At 50.1% G+C, this 19,020-nt stretch carries 10 protein-coding genes; 6 read left to right on the top strand and 4 right to left on the bottom strand.

The annotated features are described in order from the left end of the window. Positions 1-36 precede the first annotated feature (36 nt). Positions 37-2,217, top strand: a complete 2,181-nt coding sequence (locus tag QET93_RS01750; protein ID WP_280133045.1) for a family 20 glycosylhydrolase — start codon at positions 37-39, stop codon at positions 2,215-2,217. Positions 2,218-2,287: 70 nt separating this feature from the next. On the opposite strand, the gene QET93_RS01745 is transcribed toward QET93_RS01750, so the two are convergent. Both QET93_RS01745 and QET93_RS01740 read right to left on the bottom strand, forming a co-directional pair. After that, on the bottom strand, positions 2,288-4,843 hold the full coding sequence (locus QET93_RS01745; RefSeq protein WP_280133044.1) for an alpha-N-acetylglucosaminidase: 2,556 nt from the start codon (positions 4,841-4,843) through the stop codon (positions 2,288-2,290). Positions 4,844-4,946: 103 nt separating this feature from the next. After that, positions 4,947-5,732 carry a hypothetical protein gene (locus QET93_RS01740; RefSeq protein ID WP_280133043.1) on the bottom strand — a complete coding sequence of 262 codons (786 nt, stop codon included), beginning with the start codon at positions 5,730-5,732 and terminating at the stop codon, positions 4,947-4,949. Between the two features lie 214 nt (positions 5,733-5,946). Between QET93_RS01740 and QET93_RS01735 the strand changes: the two genes are divergently transcribed. The 5 genes from QET93_RS01735 (at position 5,947) to xylE (ending at position 12,492) form a co-directional block, all read left to right on the top strand. After that, on the top strand, positions 5,947-7,032 hold the full coding sequence (locus QET93_RS01735) for an autotransporter outer membrane beta-barrel domain-containing protein (protein ID WP_280133042.1): 1,086 nt from the start codon (positions 5,947-5,949) through the stop codon (positions 7,030-7,032). 272 nt (positions 7,033-7,304) lie between these two features. Further along, positions 7,305-8,015, top strand: a complete 711-nt coding sequence (locus QET93_RS01730; protein WP_322190065.1) for an NUDIX domain-containing protein — start codon at positions 7,305-7,307, stop codon at positions 8,013-8,015. Between the two features lie 26 nt (positions 8,016-8,041). Continuing rightward, positions 8,042-9,541 (top strand): FGGY family carbohydrate kinase, encoded by a 1,500-nt coding sequence (locus QET93_RS01725; protein ID WP_280133041.1) that lies wholly within the window; start codon positions 8,042-8,044, stop codon positions 9,539-9,541. 1 nt (position 9,542) lies between these two features. Next, the gene (gene xylA / locus QET93_RS01720) at positions 9,543-10,865 is read left to right on the top strand and encodes a xylose isomerase (protein WP_280133040.1); all 1,323 of its coding nucleotides are present in this window, start codon (positions 9,543-9,545) and stop codon (positions 10,863-10,865) included. Between the two features lie 22 nt (positions 10,866-10,887). Next, positions 10,888-12,492 carry a D-xylose transporter XylE gene (xylE, locus tag QET93_RS01715; protein WP_280126142.1) on the top strand — a complete coding sequence of 535 codons (1,605 nt, stop codon included), beginning with the start codon at positions 10,888-10,890 and terminating at the stop codon, positions 12,490-12,492. A gap of 46 nt (positions 12,493-12,538) precedes the next feature. Here the strand turns inward: xylE and QET93_RS01710 are convergent, their stop codons facing one another. Both QET93_RS01710 and QET93_RS01705 read right to left on the bottom strand, forming a co-directional pair. Further along, positions 12,539-15,922: a discoidin domain-containing protein gene (locus QET93_RS01710; protein WP_280133039.1), complete on the bottom strand. Its 3,384-nt coding sequence runs from the start codon at positions 15,920-15,922 to the stop codon at positions 12,539-12,541. A 54-nt stretch (positions 15,923-15,976) separates the two neighbouring features. Beyond that, the gene (locus tag QET93_RS01705; protein ID WP_322190064.1) at positions 15,977-18,937 is read right to left on the bottom strand and encodes a 4Fe-4S dicluster domain-containing protein; all 2,961 of its coding nucleotides are present in this window, start codon (positions 18,935-18,937) and stop codon (positions 15,977-15,979) included. Positions 18,938-19,020: the final 83 nt, after the last annotated feature.

Here is a 19,020-nt window from a genome sequence, read left to right as displayed (position 1 = left end):
GGCAATGTTGTTTTATAACCAAAACAAGGCTCCCATATGTCCCCTATCATTCGTGCCCTTTTGATCATTCTGGGCCTGCAACTATCCTATACCTTTGCCTTCCCGGAACAGGCAAAAGTACAAGTGGCCCCCCTTTACAAGAGCGATTCTCCAGAAGCTATCTCCCTGATTCCCTACCCTGCCCGCATCGATTGGGGCAAGGGTGAGCTGAGGGCATGCGGTTCTTTGGTTATCGACAATCATCAGTCCATTGCCAACTCCGAGCAGGAAAACCTCGCTGCCGAACTCCGACACATCAATAGTTCCTTTCCCAAAAATGCGGCAGGTAACACACTTGCTATCCATTTGGAACAACTGGATGACCAATGGAAGAAAGACAACCCGGAGGCCTACACCATCACCATTCCCCCGCAAGGGCAAGCCACGATTGCCGCTCGCAGCTTCAGCGGCTATTTCAATGCCCTGCAAACACTCCGTCAGCTCATCGTCCGAAAGAGCGGTGCCTGTTTCATCCCCAACTGTTCGATCCAGGACGCACCAGCCTTCCCCATCCGGGGCATTATGCTGGATACGGGACGGTACTTCATGTCCGTCTCCTTCATCAAGGAAATCGCCCGCAACCTCGCCGCTTACAAAATTAATCTCATTCACCTGCACCTGACGGACAATCCGGCCTGGCGTGTCCAAATCGACAAATACCCGGAACTGGTAAAGCCGGAATATCATTGGAAAACCCGTCTCCCCGGCAAATACTACACCAAGGACGAACTCAAGGATCTCGTTCAATTTTGTGCCAAACTCAACATTCGTATCATCCCGGAGATCGACATGCCCGGTCACAGCGAATCTTTCGCCAAGGCGACCGGAGTCGATATGCAATCCGAAAAAGGAATCTCCATCCTCAAGGATGTGGTGGACGAAATGACGGATATATTCCCCGATCCCTGGTTTCATATGGGTTCCGATGAAGTCCATGTCAAAATGAAAAACTTCATCCCCGAAATGGCTTCCTACATACGGAATAAAGGCAGGGATATCATCGTCTGGCACCCAGGAGCCATCCCGGACGACAACGCCATCTTCATGTGCTGGGGAGAAAATGAAGCGAGCCATCATTTGAAAAAGGGTTCCCGCATCATTGACTGCAATGGCTTCTATCTCGACTGGATGGATGCTCAATCCGGTGTCTATCAGATCTTCTTCCAGCAACCCTGTGAAATGCCCGAGAGCAACGGACTGGGCCTCGGCGGCATCATGGCGGTCTGGTGCGATGGCGCTTTAAGCAACGAGCGAAGAATTCTTGAACAATATCCTTTCTATCCCTGTACTCTCACCTTTGCCGAGCGCCTCTGGCGTGGAGCAGCAGAAAAGCGCAAAGATCTTATGGCGCAATTACCCCCAAAAGGGACCAGAGAGTGGCAGGATTTCTCAGACTTTGAAGACCGTCTTGTCTTTCACCGCGACCATTTCTTCCGTAAGCAACCCTTCTCCTACGTCAAACAGGCCAATATCCCATGGCAAATGATCGGTCCGTTCAATCACCATGGCAAGAATGACCTTTCCTTCGGACCGGAACATTCTATTGAGCCCAGCTATCAGGACGGAGACCGCACCTTATCCTGGATAGAGCAACCTGCCTATGGAGGGGCTATTCATATCAGGCATCTCTTTGCTATGTTCAATGCCCACAGGAAGATCTACCGCCTCAATCATTGGCCCACACTGATGTCCTCCTCCGTCGGCAAAGACTCCGGTACTTGTTATGCCCTGAACTATATCGACAGTCCCAAAGACCAGGATATTTACCTCATGTTTGGACTGAACGGCATGTGGGGACACTCCGGCGGTTACAGGACAGCCAGAGCTCCGGAACAGGGCAGCTGGGACTTCAGCGGCGGCGATGTGTGGATCAATCGCAAACGGATAGTTCCGCCCCATTGGCCCTTCAAGAGCCTCCCATGGACAGGCTGGGGCCGAGGTCGCATTGAAGAGGCTCCACTGACTCAGGAAGGATATTTCTTTCGCCCTCCGGTGCCAATCCACCTGAAAAAAGGACTGAATGAAGTACTCGTGAAAAGCGTCGCCGGCCCCTGGAAAGGTGAAAATAGCGAAACAAAGTGGTTTTTCTGCTGCATCCCCGTCCTGTGGGACGGCCTTCATTACAGGGAAGTTCCCGGCCTGAAATTTGACCTGCCCGGCCAGCCGGCTCAACCGTAAATACAGCCGGGTCAGCCCCCCCCCGGCAAGGGAATTGGCTGACCCGGTTTTCGTGCTAAAGAGCCAGAGCTTACTTGATCTTGCGGAACAAAAGCACTCCCGAGGAATCACCGCCGCCTACACCTTCCACTTCCGCCTTCAGCTTATAGACATCCAGGTTGGTCCGTAGCTTGTCAATGCGGATGATATAGGTATTGGCTTCGTTTTTGACGCCAGTGTACCCGGCATGCACATCCCCGGAAACAGGCTTATCCCCTTCAAACAAGCAGACCTTGCTGATCGACAGGGCATTGTTGCCGTTTCTCCATACAAACGTGGCAGCATATGTTCCGAGTTCCTGGATGGAGTCAGAGACATTGAATTCGAGTACTCCCGTTTGAGGGTCCAGTTTCCATTGCCGCCCAATCTGGTTCCATGAAGAGACAGAGGCGGCAACAGGCATAAAGCGGTTCATGATGTCGTATGCTACTGATTTCGTATCACCCTCCGGCTTTGAAGAGTAGGGGGTATCATTCGCAGCCCAGGCCGGTTCAAACTCATTCAACTGCCGGGCTACAGTCGACATCACATCCTGTTCAGGAAGTTTTCCGGCAAGGGCATCGCGGTGAGCGGTGAAGAAAATATTCCAGCGAGTGAGATAGTAATCCTTCAACAAGCCCTGAAGCTGGCGATGGGCATAATCATTCAGGGCATCGATTTTCCCGCTCCAGGTGGTATAGAGCCGCTTACAGGCAATTTCCATGCCTTTCTTTTCTTCCGGGGTCTTGCCTTTGGCGCGCGCCATCTCACAGGCACGCCCCAGCCTCCACATCGGGTGCGTCCCGCATAGTTCATCAGTGGCAGCAATCAGCCCCAGGAAATCTCCGGCATACTGGTTAAAAGCCGCTTCATCCTTCTTCTCCCATGCATCCATGGCTGCGGCAAGAAGAGGACGGGCAATATCGGCCAGAAACTGGCGGACGACATCAACGACATCATAGCGGAAAGTTTCCTGTCCCCAGAGGGCGGAATTGCTTTCCCCGGCCTTGAGCATCAGCAAAGCAGCTTCCTGAACCTCCTTCGGCTGATAATAAGGTCTTCCGGAAGCCCAACTGGAAGCCCGGTCAACATGTCGTCCTGGGCGGGCGCACAAGATGGATTCCAGACAATCTGTTTGTCCGGAAACCGGCGTATAGACGGAACGTTCCAAAATATTCCACGCTTGCGAAGCATCTTCAGAGGCCGCACCATATCGACGTTGCACGTAGGCTGCAATCCACAGTTTCAGTTCCTCGTCAGACATATTTTTCTGCCTGTCGGTCCAAAATCGGTCAAAGAGCAAATCATAGAAAATCGGGTTGGTTTCCAATCCCTCGGATATTGTGCCAACCCCCAGCAGACGTTCCTTTTCAGGCGATTTTTGAAGATCTCCCAAATGAGCCAAGGCCTTCAAGCTACCATACAAAGCGTGTTTTCCGCCAAAGTTGGACAATTCGCACCATACCCAGGATTTTCCGCAAAACGAACGTATTGTGCTTCCATCCGTTGCCGTTTCCAAACGGTTGGCGAGGGATACGACAACAGCCTTGTCATCATCAAGCCCGCTCAAAAGCGTGGGAGACGGATTGCTTCCCCAATGCTGGAGTACCCACACACTGCCAGGAGACGCCTTTTGCATGGAATTCTGGACAGCTCCGGCAACGGAGGCCAAGTCAACACCCTTTGAATTGCCGCCCTCATGGAACAAGTCTCCCCCGAAAGCCTTGGCCTTGAGACCATACACGCGTTCCAGATTCCGGTACCAGACTTCTGCGATTCTGGTATAATCCTTGGTTGTCGGATCAATCACCGTTGGACGCTGGAATCCGGAAACCCATTTACCCTGAGGGAAATACCGGGCATCCGTTCCCTTGTAATACTTGTCGAAATCATGGGGTAAAAGGCCGACAAATCCCTGAAGTACAGGTTGGATGCCAAGGCTGACCATACGCTGAACAATAAATCTTCCCAGTTCCCCCTCGCGATCAATCTCTCCCTGGCTCAGCGGACCTCCCAGACCTTCCAGATTTCCCATGTTCCACCAAGCTGCGGAAGCAGGATTGGGAATGAATGCCCGGATTCTATCTTCCGGGTATCCGAGTTCGCGAAGCGTCAGTTGCCAGACCTTTTCCAGCCCGGCCTGAACCAGCATGTGAGTCATGCCATTCAACGCCATCCGGTCAATTTCCTGCTCCCATTCTCTGGTTCCCCAAAAGGCGCAAGTATAGGACAAAGTACAGTAATTATACGCATACCTCCAAGCCCATGGAGCCTGGATTTCAGCATGGAATTTCGACAGAGGGAGCTTCATTTCCATCCTGTTTCCATTCCAGGACCAATGGGATCCGCATCCATGTCTCAAATAGTAACCCAGGGCAGGAGCCAGGTTTTTAGTCTCTCCGGCGGAAATTTTTACGTTTCCGTTCTCCGCGTCAACCATAAATCTTTTTGTCAGAGCAGGATTCAAAGAAAATTCAATCCTGCCTTTGAGGAAAGGAACAACTCGCTGAACCAACAATTGCTGGTCGGTACAATCCTGAGCCATCGCAACCGATCCCACCAAGACGGACAAGCAGGCTACGCAGGGAAAAATATTGCTGATAATCATAGAACAATAGATATTTCATACTAAATACGCCTGTCCGGGGAATGATCTATCACAAAACCAACCCTCCTCCTTCCGTCATTACATCAACACCGGAAGCACGAAATCAAAACCGGAATCCGCATTGAAGCCCGATCCAGAAAACGTCCCCAAGCCCAACACGGCGCAAAGAAGAAACGGCTTGTGAATAGTTCAACGATACCTTCAGAGAACAGGACTCCGCATATTGCCAATTGATCCCCAAACTATAGTCGATGCAATTGGAGCCATCGGAAACCCCCGGATTGTATCCTCCATTGTAGCCATACCTGAGCATCGGAGAAACAGTTACATGCTCCATCACTTCCCATGCCGTTTGGCAAAACACACTGTAATAGGCTTCTCCAACCTTGTGTTCCAGCTTAACTTGCATTTCCGCTCCAACCTCCAACCAGTCATCTATCGTGCGGGAAATAGTCAGGGCAGGATTGCTGACGTTGTAATCCTGATCCAGATAAAACTGGTGCTCGTACCACGGATTGATCGTCCAGCCGTCAATTTGCCAGGCATAACCGAGCACGAGATCCAACTCTTTGTAGGATTCCGAAACTCCCTGCGCATACCAGGCGGACACAATCATTCCTTCGTATTTAATGAATGGGGCTATTTCCCAGATGGAACTACCCGGCAAACAGTCGATTCCTTCGGTCACGTATCTACTCGACCAACCGATATTCACGCCCAACTGGCAATCCTGCTCCGGCTGAACCACCGTAGGAATGCCTGTGTCGGCAAGTATCGATCTTTCCGTATAACAAGCGGAAGGTTCCGCAGAAATCGCCCTTCCGGCAACAACACAGGAACATCCAAGAATAAAAACTACCGTTTCGATCGTATTTGTAATTGTCATCATAAGAAAAATTTGGAATACCTTGATCTTATCCTGGAAAAGGGGTTGGTACAGTTAAGCCATGTCTCCAAACCATTAAGATAAAATCAAAAAAAATCATTCTTTCTTCGATTCGTTACACAAATAAAATATCCTGTTTCGATTATCTTGATAAGAAGGCGGTACGTATTCGTACCAGTGTTCATTTTCACACCATTATCCATTCAACACCAATGCCATGAAACTTCCATTCCGTACGTTATGGCTCCTGACGGCAATTGCCGGACTCATTCCCGACCATGCCGGAGCAGTCGATATTTATTCATCCAGCGGCCCCGAAACATCGCTGGATTCCATGTGGGCCTCACTCGGTCATTTGCAGTCGCTGACTGAACTTTCGTCAACACACATCAACCTGGAGCGTTTCCATGACGATTCCTCTTCTAGATTCTGGCTCAGCAGTCTAGGTGCATTTGGCAATACATCCGTCAGGAACAACCACCCGGCATTCCATTACTCGGCAGCGGGTGGAGCCCTCGGATACGACTACAGCGCAGGAGATCCCTATTCCTCAGGCATATTGGGGCTTTCAATCGGCCAGGTCTTTGGTCATCAGAAAATCAAGGAAATGCCCAACCATCCCGATGGTTCCATTGAAGGTGACCGCTTCACGCAAGATTCCTTCATGGCAAACCTATACGGCGGCCTTCTTTTTGCCACCGGGAAAAAGTCCTACCTTATCACGTCCATGAATTTTGGTTTTGCATCGACGAGCAATGAATGCAAGCATCCCGACACTCCCGATTGGGATACGTGGACCTATAACACGGCACTTTCCGTTACATGGCGCTATCAAGCCACGAAATCCTTTGCCATCGCTCCCTTCGTTCGTTTGGACTACACCCACGCCGACAACAAACAAGAACGCAACGACAGCTGTTGGCATGACGACGGTTGCAACAGATGGGATAACCGTGGGAAATTCGACAATCTTGCTCTCGATGTCGGTTTGACTCTGGAACATACAGCTACATTTTCCAGTGGCGCAATTTGGACAAATTCAATTTCCGGCAGCTTTTGTCCTGATATAGTCCGTAACAATCCTCACTACACATTCGAGGATAACTGGTGGGAAAACGATATCCATTATAAGGATATCTACAACGGAAGCGGTTATCCGGCATCACGGCAAGCCTATAAGGGCAAAGTGATCTCCCGCTTCATCAGCAGCAGAGGATTTTCCGTATATCTCACATACCAAATCATCCTCCGCGATTCCATGACAGCACACCAGGCAGCACTAGGCATCGCACAATCGTTTTAGTCAATTGTTCTGACATTGATTCGTCATTTTCATTACCCGGTCAGGAAAGTCTGGCCGGGTAATTTTTTTCACAGGAAAAATGCTTATCGTAAAAATTCCACGTCAAGAAATTTTCAGAAAGAACTGTCTACAAAAGGGAAAAGGTCTTCACTTATCATGAAATACATGATAATTTTTCATATAAACTATTGAAAATCAATCATTTTTTGATAGTAAAAATATTTATTTCCCGTATTGTATATAAAAGATATTCATCCCTAACCCCTCATTCAATGATGAATGCGTACCTTCGTCATGTATCTGTAGACTGCGTACTATTCGGATTCGATGGAACGAACCTCCACACGCTTCTGGTAGAAAAAACCGGAGTTCATGAAGGGAATAATATGAAACTACCCGGTCGCCTCATTCACGAAAACGAAGATTTGGAAACAGCCGCTTCCAATATTGTCGAAGAAATGACAGGCATCAAACGGTCGAATCTTCACCAGTTCAAAGCATTTGGAGCTCCGGACAGAACGAGTAATCCCAATGATCGCGCTTGGCTGGAATACCAAGTCAGTATGGATATTGACCGTGTTGTCACCGTCGGATTCATGTCAACATTCCGAATTTCGACAAAGTTAAAAACATTTTCAACAGTTTTCAATGCCCGATGGGTACCGGTCAATTCAACGCCGAAGCTGATCTTCGACCACAATCTCATCCTGCAGGAAGCCGTGGAGTATCTCCGTCAGATGGCACAGTGGCAACCAGCCATTATCTTCAAACTTCTACCGCCCAAATTCACGGCTCTACAACTTAGGAAGATCTATGAAACCATTACAGGGATCAAAATAGATGCCCGCAATTTTCACAAAAAAATATCTTCCATGCCCTACGTCAAAGTGTTGGACGAAACACAGACCAATGTTTCCCACCGGGCTGCCCACTATTATAAATTCGATAAACGCATCTACAACCGAATGTTTGGACAATTGTAACTCTCTCTTTCATCACCTCTGCTATCATGTATCTTTTAGGCTATGATCTGGGAAGTTCTTCCATTAAGGCTTCTCTCCTTGACGTAGAATCCGGAATATGTCTTGCCTCCGATTTCAGTCCTCATCACGAAATGCGTATCTCGGCACCTCAAATCGGATGGGCCGAACAGGATCCCTTGCAATGGTGGAACAACCTCTGTCTGGTTACCCATTCCATCCTTCAACAAGCGGACATTGATGCCTCCGATATTTCCGCTATTGGGATTGCCTACCAGATGCACGGATTGGTTACAGTTGACAAAAACGGCGAAGTCCTCCGTCCCGCCATTATCTGGTGCGATAGCAGGGCTGTTTCCTTGGGCGAAACGGCTTTCAATCGGTTGGGACACCGTTTCTGCCTGGAACACCTTCTCAATTCTCCCGGTAATTTCACAGCATCAAAATTGTCGTGGATTCGAAAAAACGAACCTGAAATCTTTGATAGAATTCACAAAATCATGCTCCCCGGAGACTATCTTGCCTTCCGGTTAACAGACAACATACAAACAACGAAGTCGGGACTCTCCGAAGGGATTTTCTGGGATTTCTCCCAACATGATATCTCCCGTGAGTTGCTCCATGTTCTCGGTCTCTCCGAGCAGATGCTTGCCACCCAAACGCCAACTTTCGGGGTACAAGGTTATGTAACGCGCCAGGCAGCTGATGAACTGGGGCTTCAGGCCGGTATTCCGGTTACCTACAGAGCCGGAGATCAACCAAACAACGCTCTTTCACTCAATGTCCTCAATCCCGGTGAAATCGCAGCTACAGCCGGTACGTCGGGAACCGTCTACGGCGTCGGAGCAAAGATGACTTACGATCCCGCTTCACGCGTCAATACATTCCTACACGTCAACCATACGGAAAAGAAGCCGCGTTTTGGAATATTGTTGTGTATCAATGGTGCTGGGAGTCTTAACTCCTGGTTGAAACATAATATTGCCCTTCCGGGGACCAATTACCATGAATTAGACAATGCCGCTGCCCAAATCCCCATCGGCTCCGAAGGCATTTCCGTCATTCCTTTCGGAAACGGAGCCGAACGCATTCTTTGTAATAGGGATATTAAAGCCTCGTTTCATGGAATCAATTTCAATATCCATGACAACCGACACTTACTGCGAGCCTCCCAGGAAGGGATAGCCTTTTCCCTGTGTTACGGCATAGATATCATGAAATCCATGGGGTTGGATATTTCTGTAATTCGTGCCGGCAACACCAATATGTTTCTCAGCCCTGTTTTCCGAGACTCCCTGGCTGGAGTTACCGAAGCTGAAATTGAACTCTACGACACAGATGGTTCCCAAGGCGCAGCACGAGGCGCCGGGCTTGGTGCCGGAATTTATGCTTCTCCTCAGGAAGCATTCTCTTCCTTGCGCAAAATAGCTACCGTTACTCCATCATCGACCGATCGAGCTTCCTATAAAGATGCATATGCACGTTGGAATTCCTGTGCCAGCATCTCCAATTCTTTCAATAATTACTAATATGAACAGCAACAAACAGGAATATTTCCCCAGTATTCGTAAAATCGAATACGAAGGTCCTGAATCCCGTAATCATTTTGCATTCAGGTATTACGACGAAAACAGGATCATCATGGGCAAAACTCTCAAAGATCATCTCCGTTTTTCGATGGCTTACTGGCATACATTGTGTGCAGGAGGTCAGGATCCCTTCGGCGGAGCAACTCGCCCTATGCCATGGAACAAAGGAAGATCTCCTATGGACAGAGCGCGCCATAAAATGGATGCGGCCTTTGAATTCATGATGAAGACGGGGATTCCGTTTTACTGTTTCCATGATGTGGATCTGGTTGAAGAAGGCGATTCCCCCGCCGAATTTGAAAAACGCCTTCATCAAATAACCGATTATGCCCGTGAACATCAAAACGCTACAGGCATCAAACTACTGTGGGGGACGGCTAATGTCTTCGGCCACGCAAGATATATGAACGGCGCAGCAACCAATCCGTATTTCCCCGTCACGGCTTTCGCCGGCTTCCAAATTAAAAACGCGATCGACGCTACGATCTCCCTCGGAGGAGAAAACTACGTTTTCTGGGGAGGAAGAGAAGGTTACATGAGCCTTCTCAATACAGACATGAGACGGGAAAAAGATCACTTGGGTATGATGTTATCCATGGCCCGGGACTATGCTCGACAAAACGGGTTCCAGGGAACGTTCCTCATCGAACCCAAACCCATGGAACCAATGAAGCATCAGTACGATTTCGATGCCGAAACCGTCATCGGATTTCTGAAATATTACGGGTTGGATAAAGATTTCAAACTCAATCTGGAAATCAACCATGCAACTTTGGCCGGCCATACGTTCGAACATGAGATCCAAGTCGCCGTCAATGCCGGCATGTTCGGCAGTATGGATGCCAACCGAGGTGACTACCAGAACGGCTGGGATACAGACCAGTTTCCCATCAATGTCCAAGAGCTTGTCTACGCATGGCTGGTTATCCTGGATGGACCAGGGCTCACTACGGGAGGTACGAACTTCGATGCCAAAGTTCGCCGTAATTCCACGGATATCGAAGATTTGTTCATTGCCCATATCAGCGGCATGGACGCTTTCGCCAAAGCTCTGATCATTGCCGCCGACATTCTGGAACATTCGGATTATCGTAAATGCCGTCAGGAACGATATATTACCTATGACTCCGGAGACGGTCATGCTTTTGAAAAAGGCCTCCTCACTCTAGAAGATCTAGCCCGCTTTACACTCTCCCATGGAGAACCTGCACAAAAAAGCGGTCGTCAGGAATGGTATGAGGCCCTGATCAACCAATACATGTAATGTTTACTTTCTTTACACGGCTATGAATACGGAATCCCGCCATCTCTACATCTTCTCCATCACATTGGTTGCCGCTTTGGGAGGCCTATTGTTCGGATACGATACGGCAGTCATTTCCGGAACTACTTCGGCAATCGACAACTTCTTTATCAAACCCCTGATATCCAATCCGGAAAAGGCAATAGCAGTCATCGGAGACTACAAATCCATCGTCAGTCTGTGCTTCGTCATGGTAGTTGCCATCCTCGGCGGTTTTCTGACCAAACTATACGGACAAAAGAAAGGTGGAATCTGGACGGGTATTGTCGCAACAGTTGCCGCCCTGATCTGGTACCGGGAATTCTGGAATTCCTCAGAAGAGTTGACTGCCAATATGGCTAGTGCCATCAAGGGATTTACAATTTCCAGCGCCTTGATCGGCTGTATCGGAGGAGGGGCTCTCGGTGGCATCGTCGGGCAAACGCTGGGACGCAGGAAGGGATTAATACTCGCATCCGTTCTATTTGCCGTATCGTCCGTCGGTTCCGCTCTGCCGGATCTCATGAACTACTTTGGACTTCAGGATATCAGTTCTCTGATCATCTACAGGATTCTCGGAGGTATCGGTGTTGGACTGGCATCAATGCTCTCTCCGATCTATATTGCAGAAATTGCACCAGCTCCCATTCGGGGGAGGCTGGTAGGATTCAATCAGTTCGCCATTATTTTCGGCATGCTGGTCGTTTATTTTGCCAATTACTTCATCGCTCTGCAAGGAGATGTCCAATGGCTCTATTCAATTGGCTGGCGGTGGATGTTTGCCTCAGAAATTATCCCTTGCATCCTGTTTTTCGTTCTCCTGTTCTTTGTTCCGGAATCGCCCCGGTACCTCGTGTATCGCGGCAAAATCGGCCAAGCCAAACAAATCATTGACCGCCTTAATCCGCAGGAAGAAAGAAAACGGGAACTGGACAGCATTCGTGAATCACTGAAAGAAAAGAAAGTGCCATGGAATACGTTCGGAATGGGAGTCCTCCTTGCCGGGATTCTCATCTCTTTTTTCCAACAGGCTATAGGCATTAATGTCGTACTCTATTATGCCCCCGAAATTTTTCGTTCTCTCGGACTGGGTACGGATGCATCCCTGATGCAAACAATTATTGTCGGAGCCGTTAATTTACTTTTCACCACAATCGCCATTTTCACCGTAGACCGCTTCGGACGTAAACCGCTGATGATTCTGGGAGCACTTGGCATGTGTGTATGTATGATCTTGCTCTCCCTGATATTTTACACCAGTTCGAACGGTATGGCCTCCCTGGCATGCATGCTTGCCTATACTGCCTTTTTCGCTTTATCGTGGGGTCCGGTCGCGTGGGTTCTGCTCTCGGAAATCTTTCCGAACAGCATCCGAGGAGCTCTTTCTATTGCCATTGCCATCCAATGGCTTTCCAATTTTGCTGTTTCGTGGACGTTCCCTATCATGAATGAAAACGCAACGTTAACGGCTCTTTTCCATCACGGTTTTTCCTACTTCATCTACGGAGTTATGGGATTATTTGCCGCCATCTACGTTTGGAAATTCATCCCGGAAACTAAAGGTAAAACCCTGGAAGACATTGAGCATCTCTGGCGACGGCATAAATAACCTCTGTCTCTCTGTTTGCAGAGAGACAGAAATAGCAGTCACAATATCACTTGGCCCATACGTCCATTTCCCAAAGGGCGCAAACTCCTGCAGGCATCTTGCCGGTAACCAGCATGCGGACATAACGACCGGATCCATCAACATCGATGATCTGGAGACCGGAATCCGAAGCCTTACCTTCGTAAATGGTCCGGAAGCCTGTACCATCGTCGGATACCTGGATCGCATATTGTTCCGGATAATATTTTTTCCCGAGCACTTCGCTCCAATCAAGCAGGACACGGGCTAAATCCTGTTTTTCACCCAAATCGATCATTACCCAAGGAGCCTTATCGTCCTTGCCGCTCTGCCAGCGGGTATTCGACGCTCCGTCATTGACATTGGGAGCCTGGAACATGCGGTAATACGTACCGTGGTGGAAAGAACTTGCCGTTGCAGGCTTCCGGAAGGCCAATCCGGCGACACGGTCGAGCACCTTCCAGTTACGAATGCTTTGGACAGTTTCTCCCTGCCGGACATATTCCGCCACCAGTTTCAAAACCTCACCGGGAGCAGTCTCTTTGCCGGGAACAAGCACGGAAAATTCCTGTGTCTCACGAGAGGCAGGGGCAACAGAATAGTTCCTGACTGTGTCGAAAAACACCTTATCCCCCTGAAACAGACGCACGCGGACATCCAGCTTGTCCACGCTTTCCGACGAATCATTGATAACAGTTACGGGAATAGTCATTGTTTTTCCGCGAAGTACCTCTTCCGTATAGTCGCCGATAACAAGGCACACAGGGCTAAAAGCATCTCTGAGACGCTGGGCGAGATAGGGCCTGATACGAGGCTTTGCAATGTCGGGCTGCAAAATGTCGCTTGTAGCTCCATCCTGATTGGGAAGGGAATAACTCAGCCCGCAAAATTGGAGAATCCCGACGCATTTGCCCCCCACTCTCCAGAATTCTGTGAGTTCCGCCAATGAATCGGCCTGGTAGGCCAGCCTTTCTTCACGCGAAGAACCGGGCATGATGAAATCATAGCTCCTTTTTCCGAGTTCGGTGGGATCTCCTTCCCTATTCAGCCAATTCCAGCCGTATTCATTGATGACGAGCGGCAGGTCCTCGCTCTTGTTGCCAAAAGTCCACGGCACGGGGGAAATACAGTTCATGTAGCCGAGGGTAAAATCCGGTTCACTGTAGAAGTATGGGTGAGACTCCTTCATATCCGTTTTGCAGGTATTGTGTCCCCAGCCGCAATCGCCCGGACGCTTTTGGAGATCAATGCCGCGGCAGGTATTCAGGACGTCAATCAGCCACGGCTGAAACGATTCGTTTTGGACATCCCAAACAATGACGCTGGGATGCATGCCCCGGTCCATCATCCAGGCACGGACTTCCGGTGTTATGGTTTCCGCCGTACAGTGTTCCCCGTCACAATGCTGCCAATAGGGATATTCGTCCATGATCATCAGCCCCGTTTCATCGGCAACCTCATACCATTTTTCGGGCAGGAATGCCGTATGCGTCCGGAAGCATTCGAAATTGACTTTCTTGAATTCGCGGAACAATTCGCGGGCCCAGCCATCTTTCCAAGGCAAATCTTTCCTCGCAGGATCGTCGCAAAAACGGTTGAAAGCAATATTGGTTCCACGCAGATAATGAGGTTTCCCATTGAGGATGGGCATCTTCGTCGTTTCGTCGAAACGGAAAGTACGCATTCCAAAACGCTGGCCGAACGTATCGCCGGACGTAGATACGACAAGTTTATACAGGGCCGGATTATCCGGACTCCATACGTCCCTGCCCTTGTCATATCCCTTCAACGCCATTGCCGGGACACTGACAACCGTTTCTTTCCCCGCCGGGACGGAAACATCCTTAACTTGATATTCGGCTACAAGTTCCGGGATTGCAGGTTCTACGCCATCGGCCATGATGCCCAATCGATACACGCGGAAGGTAACGGGAGTTATTCTGGATGAAGCGGAATCATTTTTCAGAAAAGCTCGCGCGTAGACGGTTCCCTGATCGATATCAGGTGCCGTTTGAAGATAGGACACCACAGGATTACCGCTCACAATCAGGGATACATCGTCATAAATTCCCGGCCAGTAATACTTGCGTTCTCCATCAAAGCCCAAGTGACCAAGAGATTTGGGATTGTCTTGCTGATACTTTTTGTTTTGCAGCCGTATTACGATTTCGTTGTCTTCATCCTGTTTCAAAAATGGTGCTATATCAAACTGTGACGGAGTGAAAATGTATGTATATTCTCCCACAGGTTTCCCATTTACGTATACATAAGTACCGAATTGTGCCTTGTTGATACGCAGCGTAACGCGTTCCGGGATTTTTCCAGTGCGTACGGTCGTACGATACCACAGAGATTTCCCGTCGTAACTGCCCAAATCCCTGCCGGCAATATCCCAAAGACCGGGAACCTGGATACGGTTGTCGTATTCATAAGGAAGTTCGGATGCCGTATCAGATGTCGTCGTACATTCCCAGATACCATTCAAAGATATGGTTTTCCGGTCTCCGGCAACGGGAATGTCCGCCAAAGAGACCGGACCCGATGCCGGTTCCAAATGACAGAACGTCACCGTATCAAGCAGCACGCCAGAATCTCCCAGACGGACGATTTGAATGGAATTAGCACTATCCGGCTTCAATCCGCTCACGATAAATTCTCCGTATTTTCGGGTTCCTGTCGCAGCAAGCGTTTTAACGACAGGAGGACCCCCGTTTACGGAGACGGATACCCGTGATTCGGTTTCCGATCCGTAACGTATAACAGCTGTATTCCCCTGCCCTATCTCTTTCGGAGCGATAGAAAAAACTACGGAAGCTCCGCCGGTTCCCAGACAGGCAACACGTCCTCCATTGGACATGATGTCCCGGACAACTTCCGCACCGTTTTCAAGTTTGGAAGCGGCAAGAGACACCATGTTCTCCGGAATAGAATCCAGCATGGCTTCTTTGCCAAATTCAACAGCATCTACATTGATCGACTGGCGACGGGAAACGATCCTCACCGTCGCTCCCTCAGGTATATACACGGGAATTTCAAGCTTCCGGTATGGAGCCGTCCAGTTGCCGGTGGATTTATATGCCATTGGGGCAGACAGTTTTCCATTGACGTAAATATCGATGAAACATTCGGAGCCATTGGAACAAGTCGCATAATCAAGTATGATTTTATTCGACTCGCCGACATGTAGGAATTCGATTCCCGAACCATCCGTAAAATATTCTATGACCTTACCGCCGGAAGCATCCGGCCTTTCGACAACGGAAGGCATATGCCCTTTGTCACCGGGTACCAGTGTTCCTTGTTCGGCTTCCATGCGGACAGAAGCAGCATCCGCCTGAATGGTTGCAAAGGTACCTGCTGTCAACAGGACGAGACAATTTTTCCAAAAAGAGAATCCGGACACTGGTATCATGAAGTCAATAATTTGTTTTACGCATTAGAATACGTTAAACATGGAAGCCGAATTTCATTTTAGATCTCTTTTCCCGTTTTTGGAATTCTGTTTCCGGACAAGTTCAGGATTGGAATTGACTGTCCGGGCCAGATAGGATGTTCTGGGCAAAGTACCCATTTCGGACAACCCGGTAAAATGGCGTGGAGACTGCCGGAGCATTGCGATACGGCTTTTGTCCAGCAAATTACCGAAGCTAATGGCTTCCATGGGGCAAGCCGCCTGGCAGGCCGTCCGGACAGCTCCTTCGGGCAGGAGCAAATCCTTATCCGTCAGTTCCAGTTCGGCAGAACGGCCGGGAAGCGCACGGGACATCAATTGGGCCTTGTGCCGGATTTTCGCTTCCTCAATACGCTGGACGCAATAGGTACATTTTTCCATAACGCCTCGGGAGCGAATAGTGACGTTGGGATTACGCTGCAACCGCGTTGCCTCATCGGAGAACCGGGCATAATCGAAGAAGTTGAACCTTCGTGCCTTGTACGGGCAATTGGCAGCACAATACCGCGTGCCCCAGCAACGGGCATAGGTCATGGCGTTAATGCCTTCCGTCGTATGAACAGTTGCATTGACGGGGCACACGGATTCACATGGAGCTTTCGCGCATTGCTGGCATGCCACAGGGAAAGCCTGAAGGGAAACATTTCCTCCTTCGGTCCGGCGGAAGTAGCGGTCAATTCGGATCCAGTGCATGATACGGTCACGGGCGACTTCTTCACGACCTACGGTAGGTATGTTGTTTTCCGCCTGGCAGGCGGATAGGCAGGCATTGCAGCCGGTACACAGGCTTAAGTCGATGCACATGCCCCATTGATGGATGTCGTTCGCGTGAGGAGGCATCCATAAAGGAGATTCCGGTGCGGGGGAAGCGGAAGACAGGGAATCCATCTCGCAGACAGGAACCGGGATATCCCCCTCGGAAACAGGCGGGAGAAGCGCAATAGAGCGCTTCTCTGCCGGAAGAAGCCGCAGAGACGAGGCAGACACTCTTCTGACATACGGAATTGCCGCCGGAGATGACGCCAGAGTCCAGGTATTTCCCTCTGCATGACTACCGGCATCCGCGACAGAGCTCCCTCCGTATCCCAGGGGTATGACCAGAAGGTTGTCCGGCATGCCGGGAACAAGACAAGCCACTCCCTCCCCAAAACATCTCCTATCCTCCTCCACACGAAGCAGGTGGCATTTCCCTTCCATAGTACGGGCCTCTACCGCATCCGGGGCAATTTGTACGGAACCATCCCAGCAAAGTCCGGTTACGGGATCCGGCAGCTCTCTCAGCCATGCATTAGTCAGAAATCTGCCGTCCCACACAGCATAGTCCGGGACGAATTGTACTTCCCTCTGTCCTTCGGCAGGAGGCGGAGTCTCCGCCAAACAGAGGCAGGCATCCAGCGTTTCCTGCGAGGGAGGAGAGGGATTTTTCATCAAGGGAGCATAAACGGTTTCCGGAGAAAACCCCCGTCTCAGGGCATCCGTCCAGCCAGCTTCCTTGTTAACCGGGTTGACAGCTCGTTCAAAACATTTCCGCACACGGTGGAAAGCCGGAGAAAGATTGCCCGGTGCGTTATCCGCAGACAGAAGCCGTCCCTTGCTATTCATCAATCCGGAAAGAAATTCAATCCTGCTGTATCCTCCGTATAGAGGCAAAGTCACAGGCTGCATATAGCAAAAGCGTCCGAATTCGTCTCTTTCGATCCCCCACGATTCCAAATAGTGAGCCGCCGGAAAATGCCAGTCACATGCCTGGGCTGTTTCATCCACATACAAGCCAAGATGAACGCTTTCCAGATTCGGCGATTCCAACAATCCTCGGAAATCCCACTCAGGAGGCAGTTTTCGGACAGGATTGGACTCTCCGAGAAGAAACAATGTCTCCACTTCACCCTGCCGGACAGCTTCAGGAAGAAGCCCCAGGCTTTCTCCGAATGTTTTTTCTCCTTGCAGGAAAGAAAGAGTTACCCCCGGCGCTTTTAGCGCAGAGTTAATCTCCAGTACGAGACTATGCAGAGGCTGCGGGTAATTCCACCCCAATAGAACAAGGGACTGGGAAGAATGGGAGCAAAGATCTTCGGCACAAGCATCCAGCCAAGTATTCCACTCTCCAGAGACAGGAGCTGATGCAGCAGGCAAGTCCCGCAGACAGGCATTCTCCGTTAAACTACCGATACGGCGTGCCAATTCCCACAAAAACAGAGGGATCGCGGATGGCAGCAAGGAGAGACGGTGATCTGCCATCCCACCGGAGAGTGAGAACCTCCCTTCAACAGCATAAAAACGATTAAAATCTTTCCCTGAACCAGGAATTGTCCTGCTTCGTTCGTCATCTGGAATGCGGCCCTGCATGAACTCCGAGGCAACGCCCTGCGGGTCTGTTCCCATCCAATCGCAATCCAGCGCCAGAAGCCGCCGAACCCGGTTCAAGCGCGGGACGGCAACGACACCCGGCTGTAAGGCGGTTTCAACAGCCATGCGACGCCCCGCATCCGAAAGAGGCTCCCAATGGAAAACGCGAATCCCGGGATTGCGTTTTCGCAATTCTTCCAGTAATGCCCGTTCCACCGGGGATATTTTATCTCCAACAAGAAACGCGCACTTGCCTTTACCAACTGTTTTTTTGGCCCAAGAAGCAAAGGCTCCCTGTACTTCCTGCCGGGCAGCGGGTTTACCATGGAACAGGATCTTTCTGCTGCGGGCCGGATCGTACAAACCAAACAAGGAGGCCTGCGCCCAAGACGACAACCCCGATGCCAATGGCCAGGACGGAGAAGGTTCCAACTTAGTCGGTCTGCCATCCCGGCAGACAGCCATCAAGGGAACAGCACTACGAATCCCGGGCATGCAAGTAGCAAAAACAGTCGGTAACCCGGGTACCGTCCATTCCGGCCCTTGATTGTAAGGAACAAGGTAGCGATCCACACGGCGGCAAGCAGGCAGAAGCCCGGCTACAAGTCCCCCTGTCCCAAGCCATTGCATAAACCGCCTTCTGGATAACCGTCCATCTTCATTTTCACGAATTGGAATATTGGTATCAGAAGTAAGGGGATTCGGCATGGCTG

The sequence above is a fragment of the Akkermansia sp. N21116 genome (genome assembly GCF_029854705.2).
Classification (GTDB): Bacteria; Verrucomicrobiota; Verrucomicrobiia; order Verrucomicrobiales; family Akkermansiaceae; genus Akkermansia.
Note: the sequence above shows the minus strand (reverse complement) of the source record. Positions and strands in the feature narration are given on the sequence as shown.

What these genes read in the sequence shown, in the direction of transcription:
- QET93_RS01750 (WP_280133045.1), top strand. Translation starts at nt 37, where the DNA reads ATGTCCCCTATCATTCGTGCCCTTTTGATCATTCTGGGCCTGCAACTA.
- QET93_RS01745 (WP_280133044.1), bottom strand. Translation starts at nt 4,843, where the DNA reads ATGATTATCAGCAATATTTTTCCCTGCGTAGCCTGCTTGTCCGTCTTG.
- QET93_RS01740 (WP_280133043.1), bottom strand. Translation starts at nt 5,732, where the DNA reads ATGATGACAATTACAAATACGATCGAAACGGTAGTTTTTATTCTTGGA.
- QET93_RS01735 (WP_280133042.1), top strand. Translation starts at nt 5,947, where the DNA reads ATGAAACTTCCATTCCGTACGTTATGGCTCCTGACGGCAATTGCCGGA.
- QET93_RS01730 (WP_322190065.1), top strand. Translation starts at nt 7,305, where the DNA reads ATGATGAATGCGTACCTTCGTCATGTATCTGTAGACTGCGTACTATTC.
- QET93_RS01725 (WP_280133041.1), top strand. Translation starts at nt 8,042, where the DNA reads ATGTATCTTTTAGGCTATGATCTGGGAAGTTCTTCCATTAAGGCTTCT.
- xylA (WP_280133040.1), top strand. Translation starts at nt 9,543, where the DNA reads ATGAACAGCAACAAACAGGAATATTTCCCCAGTATTCGTAAAATCGAA.
- xylE (WP_280126142.1), top strand. Translation starts at nt 10,888, where the DNA reads ATGAATACGGAATCCCGCCATCTCTACATCTTCTCCATCACATTGGTT.
- QET93_RS01710 (WP_280133039.1), bottom strand. Translation starts at nt 15,922, where the DNA reads ATGATACCAGTGTCCGGATTCTCTTTTTGGAAAAATTGTCTCGTCCTG.
- QET93_RS01705 (WP_322190064.1), bottom strand. Translation starts at nt 18,937, where the DNA reads ATGCAATGGCTTGGGACAGGGGGACTTGTAGCCGGGCTTCTGCCTGCT.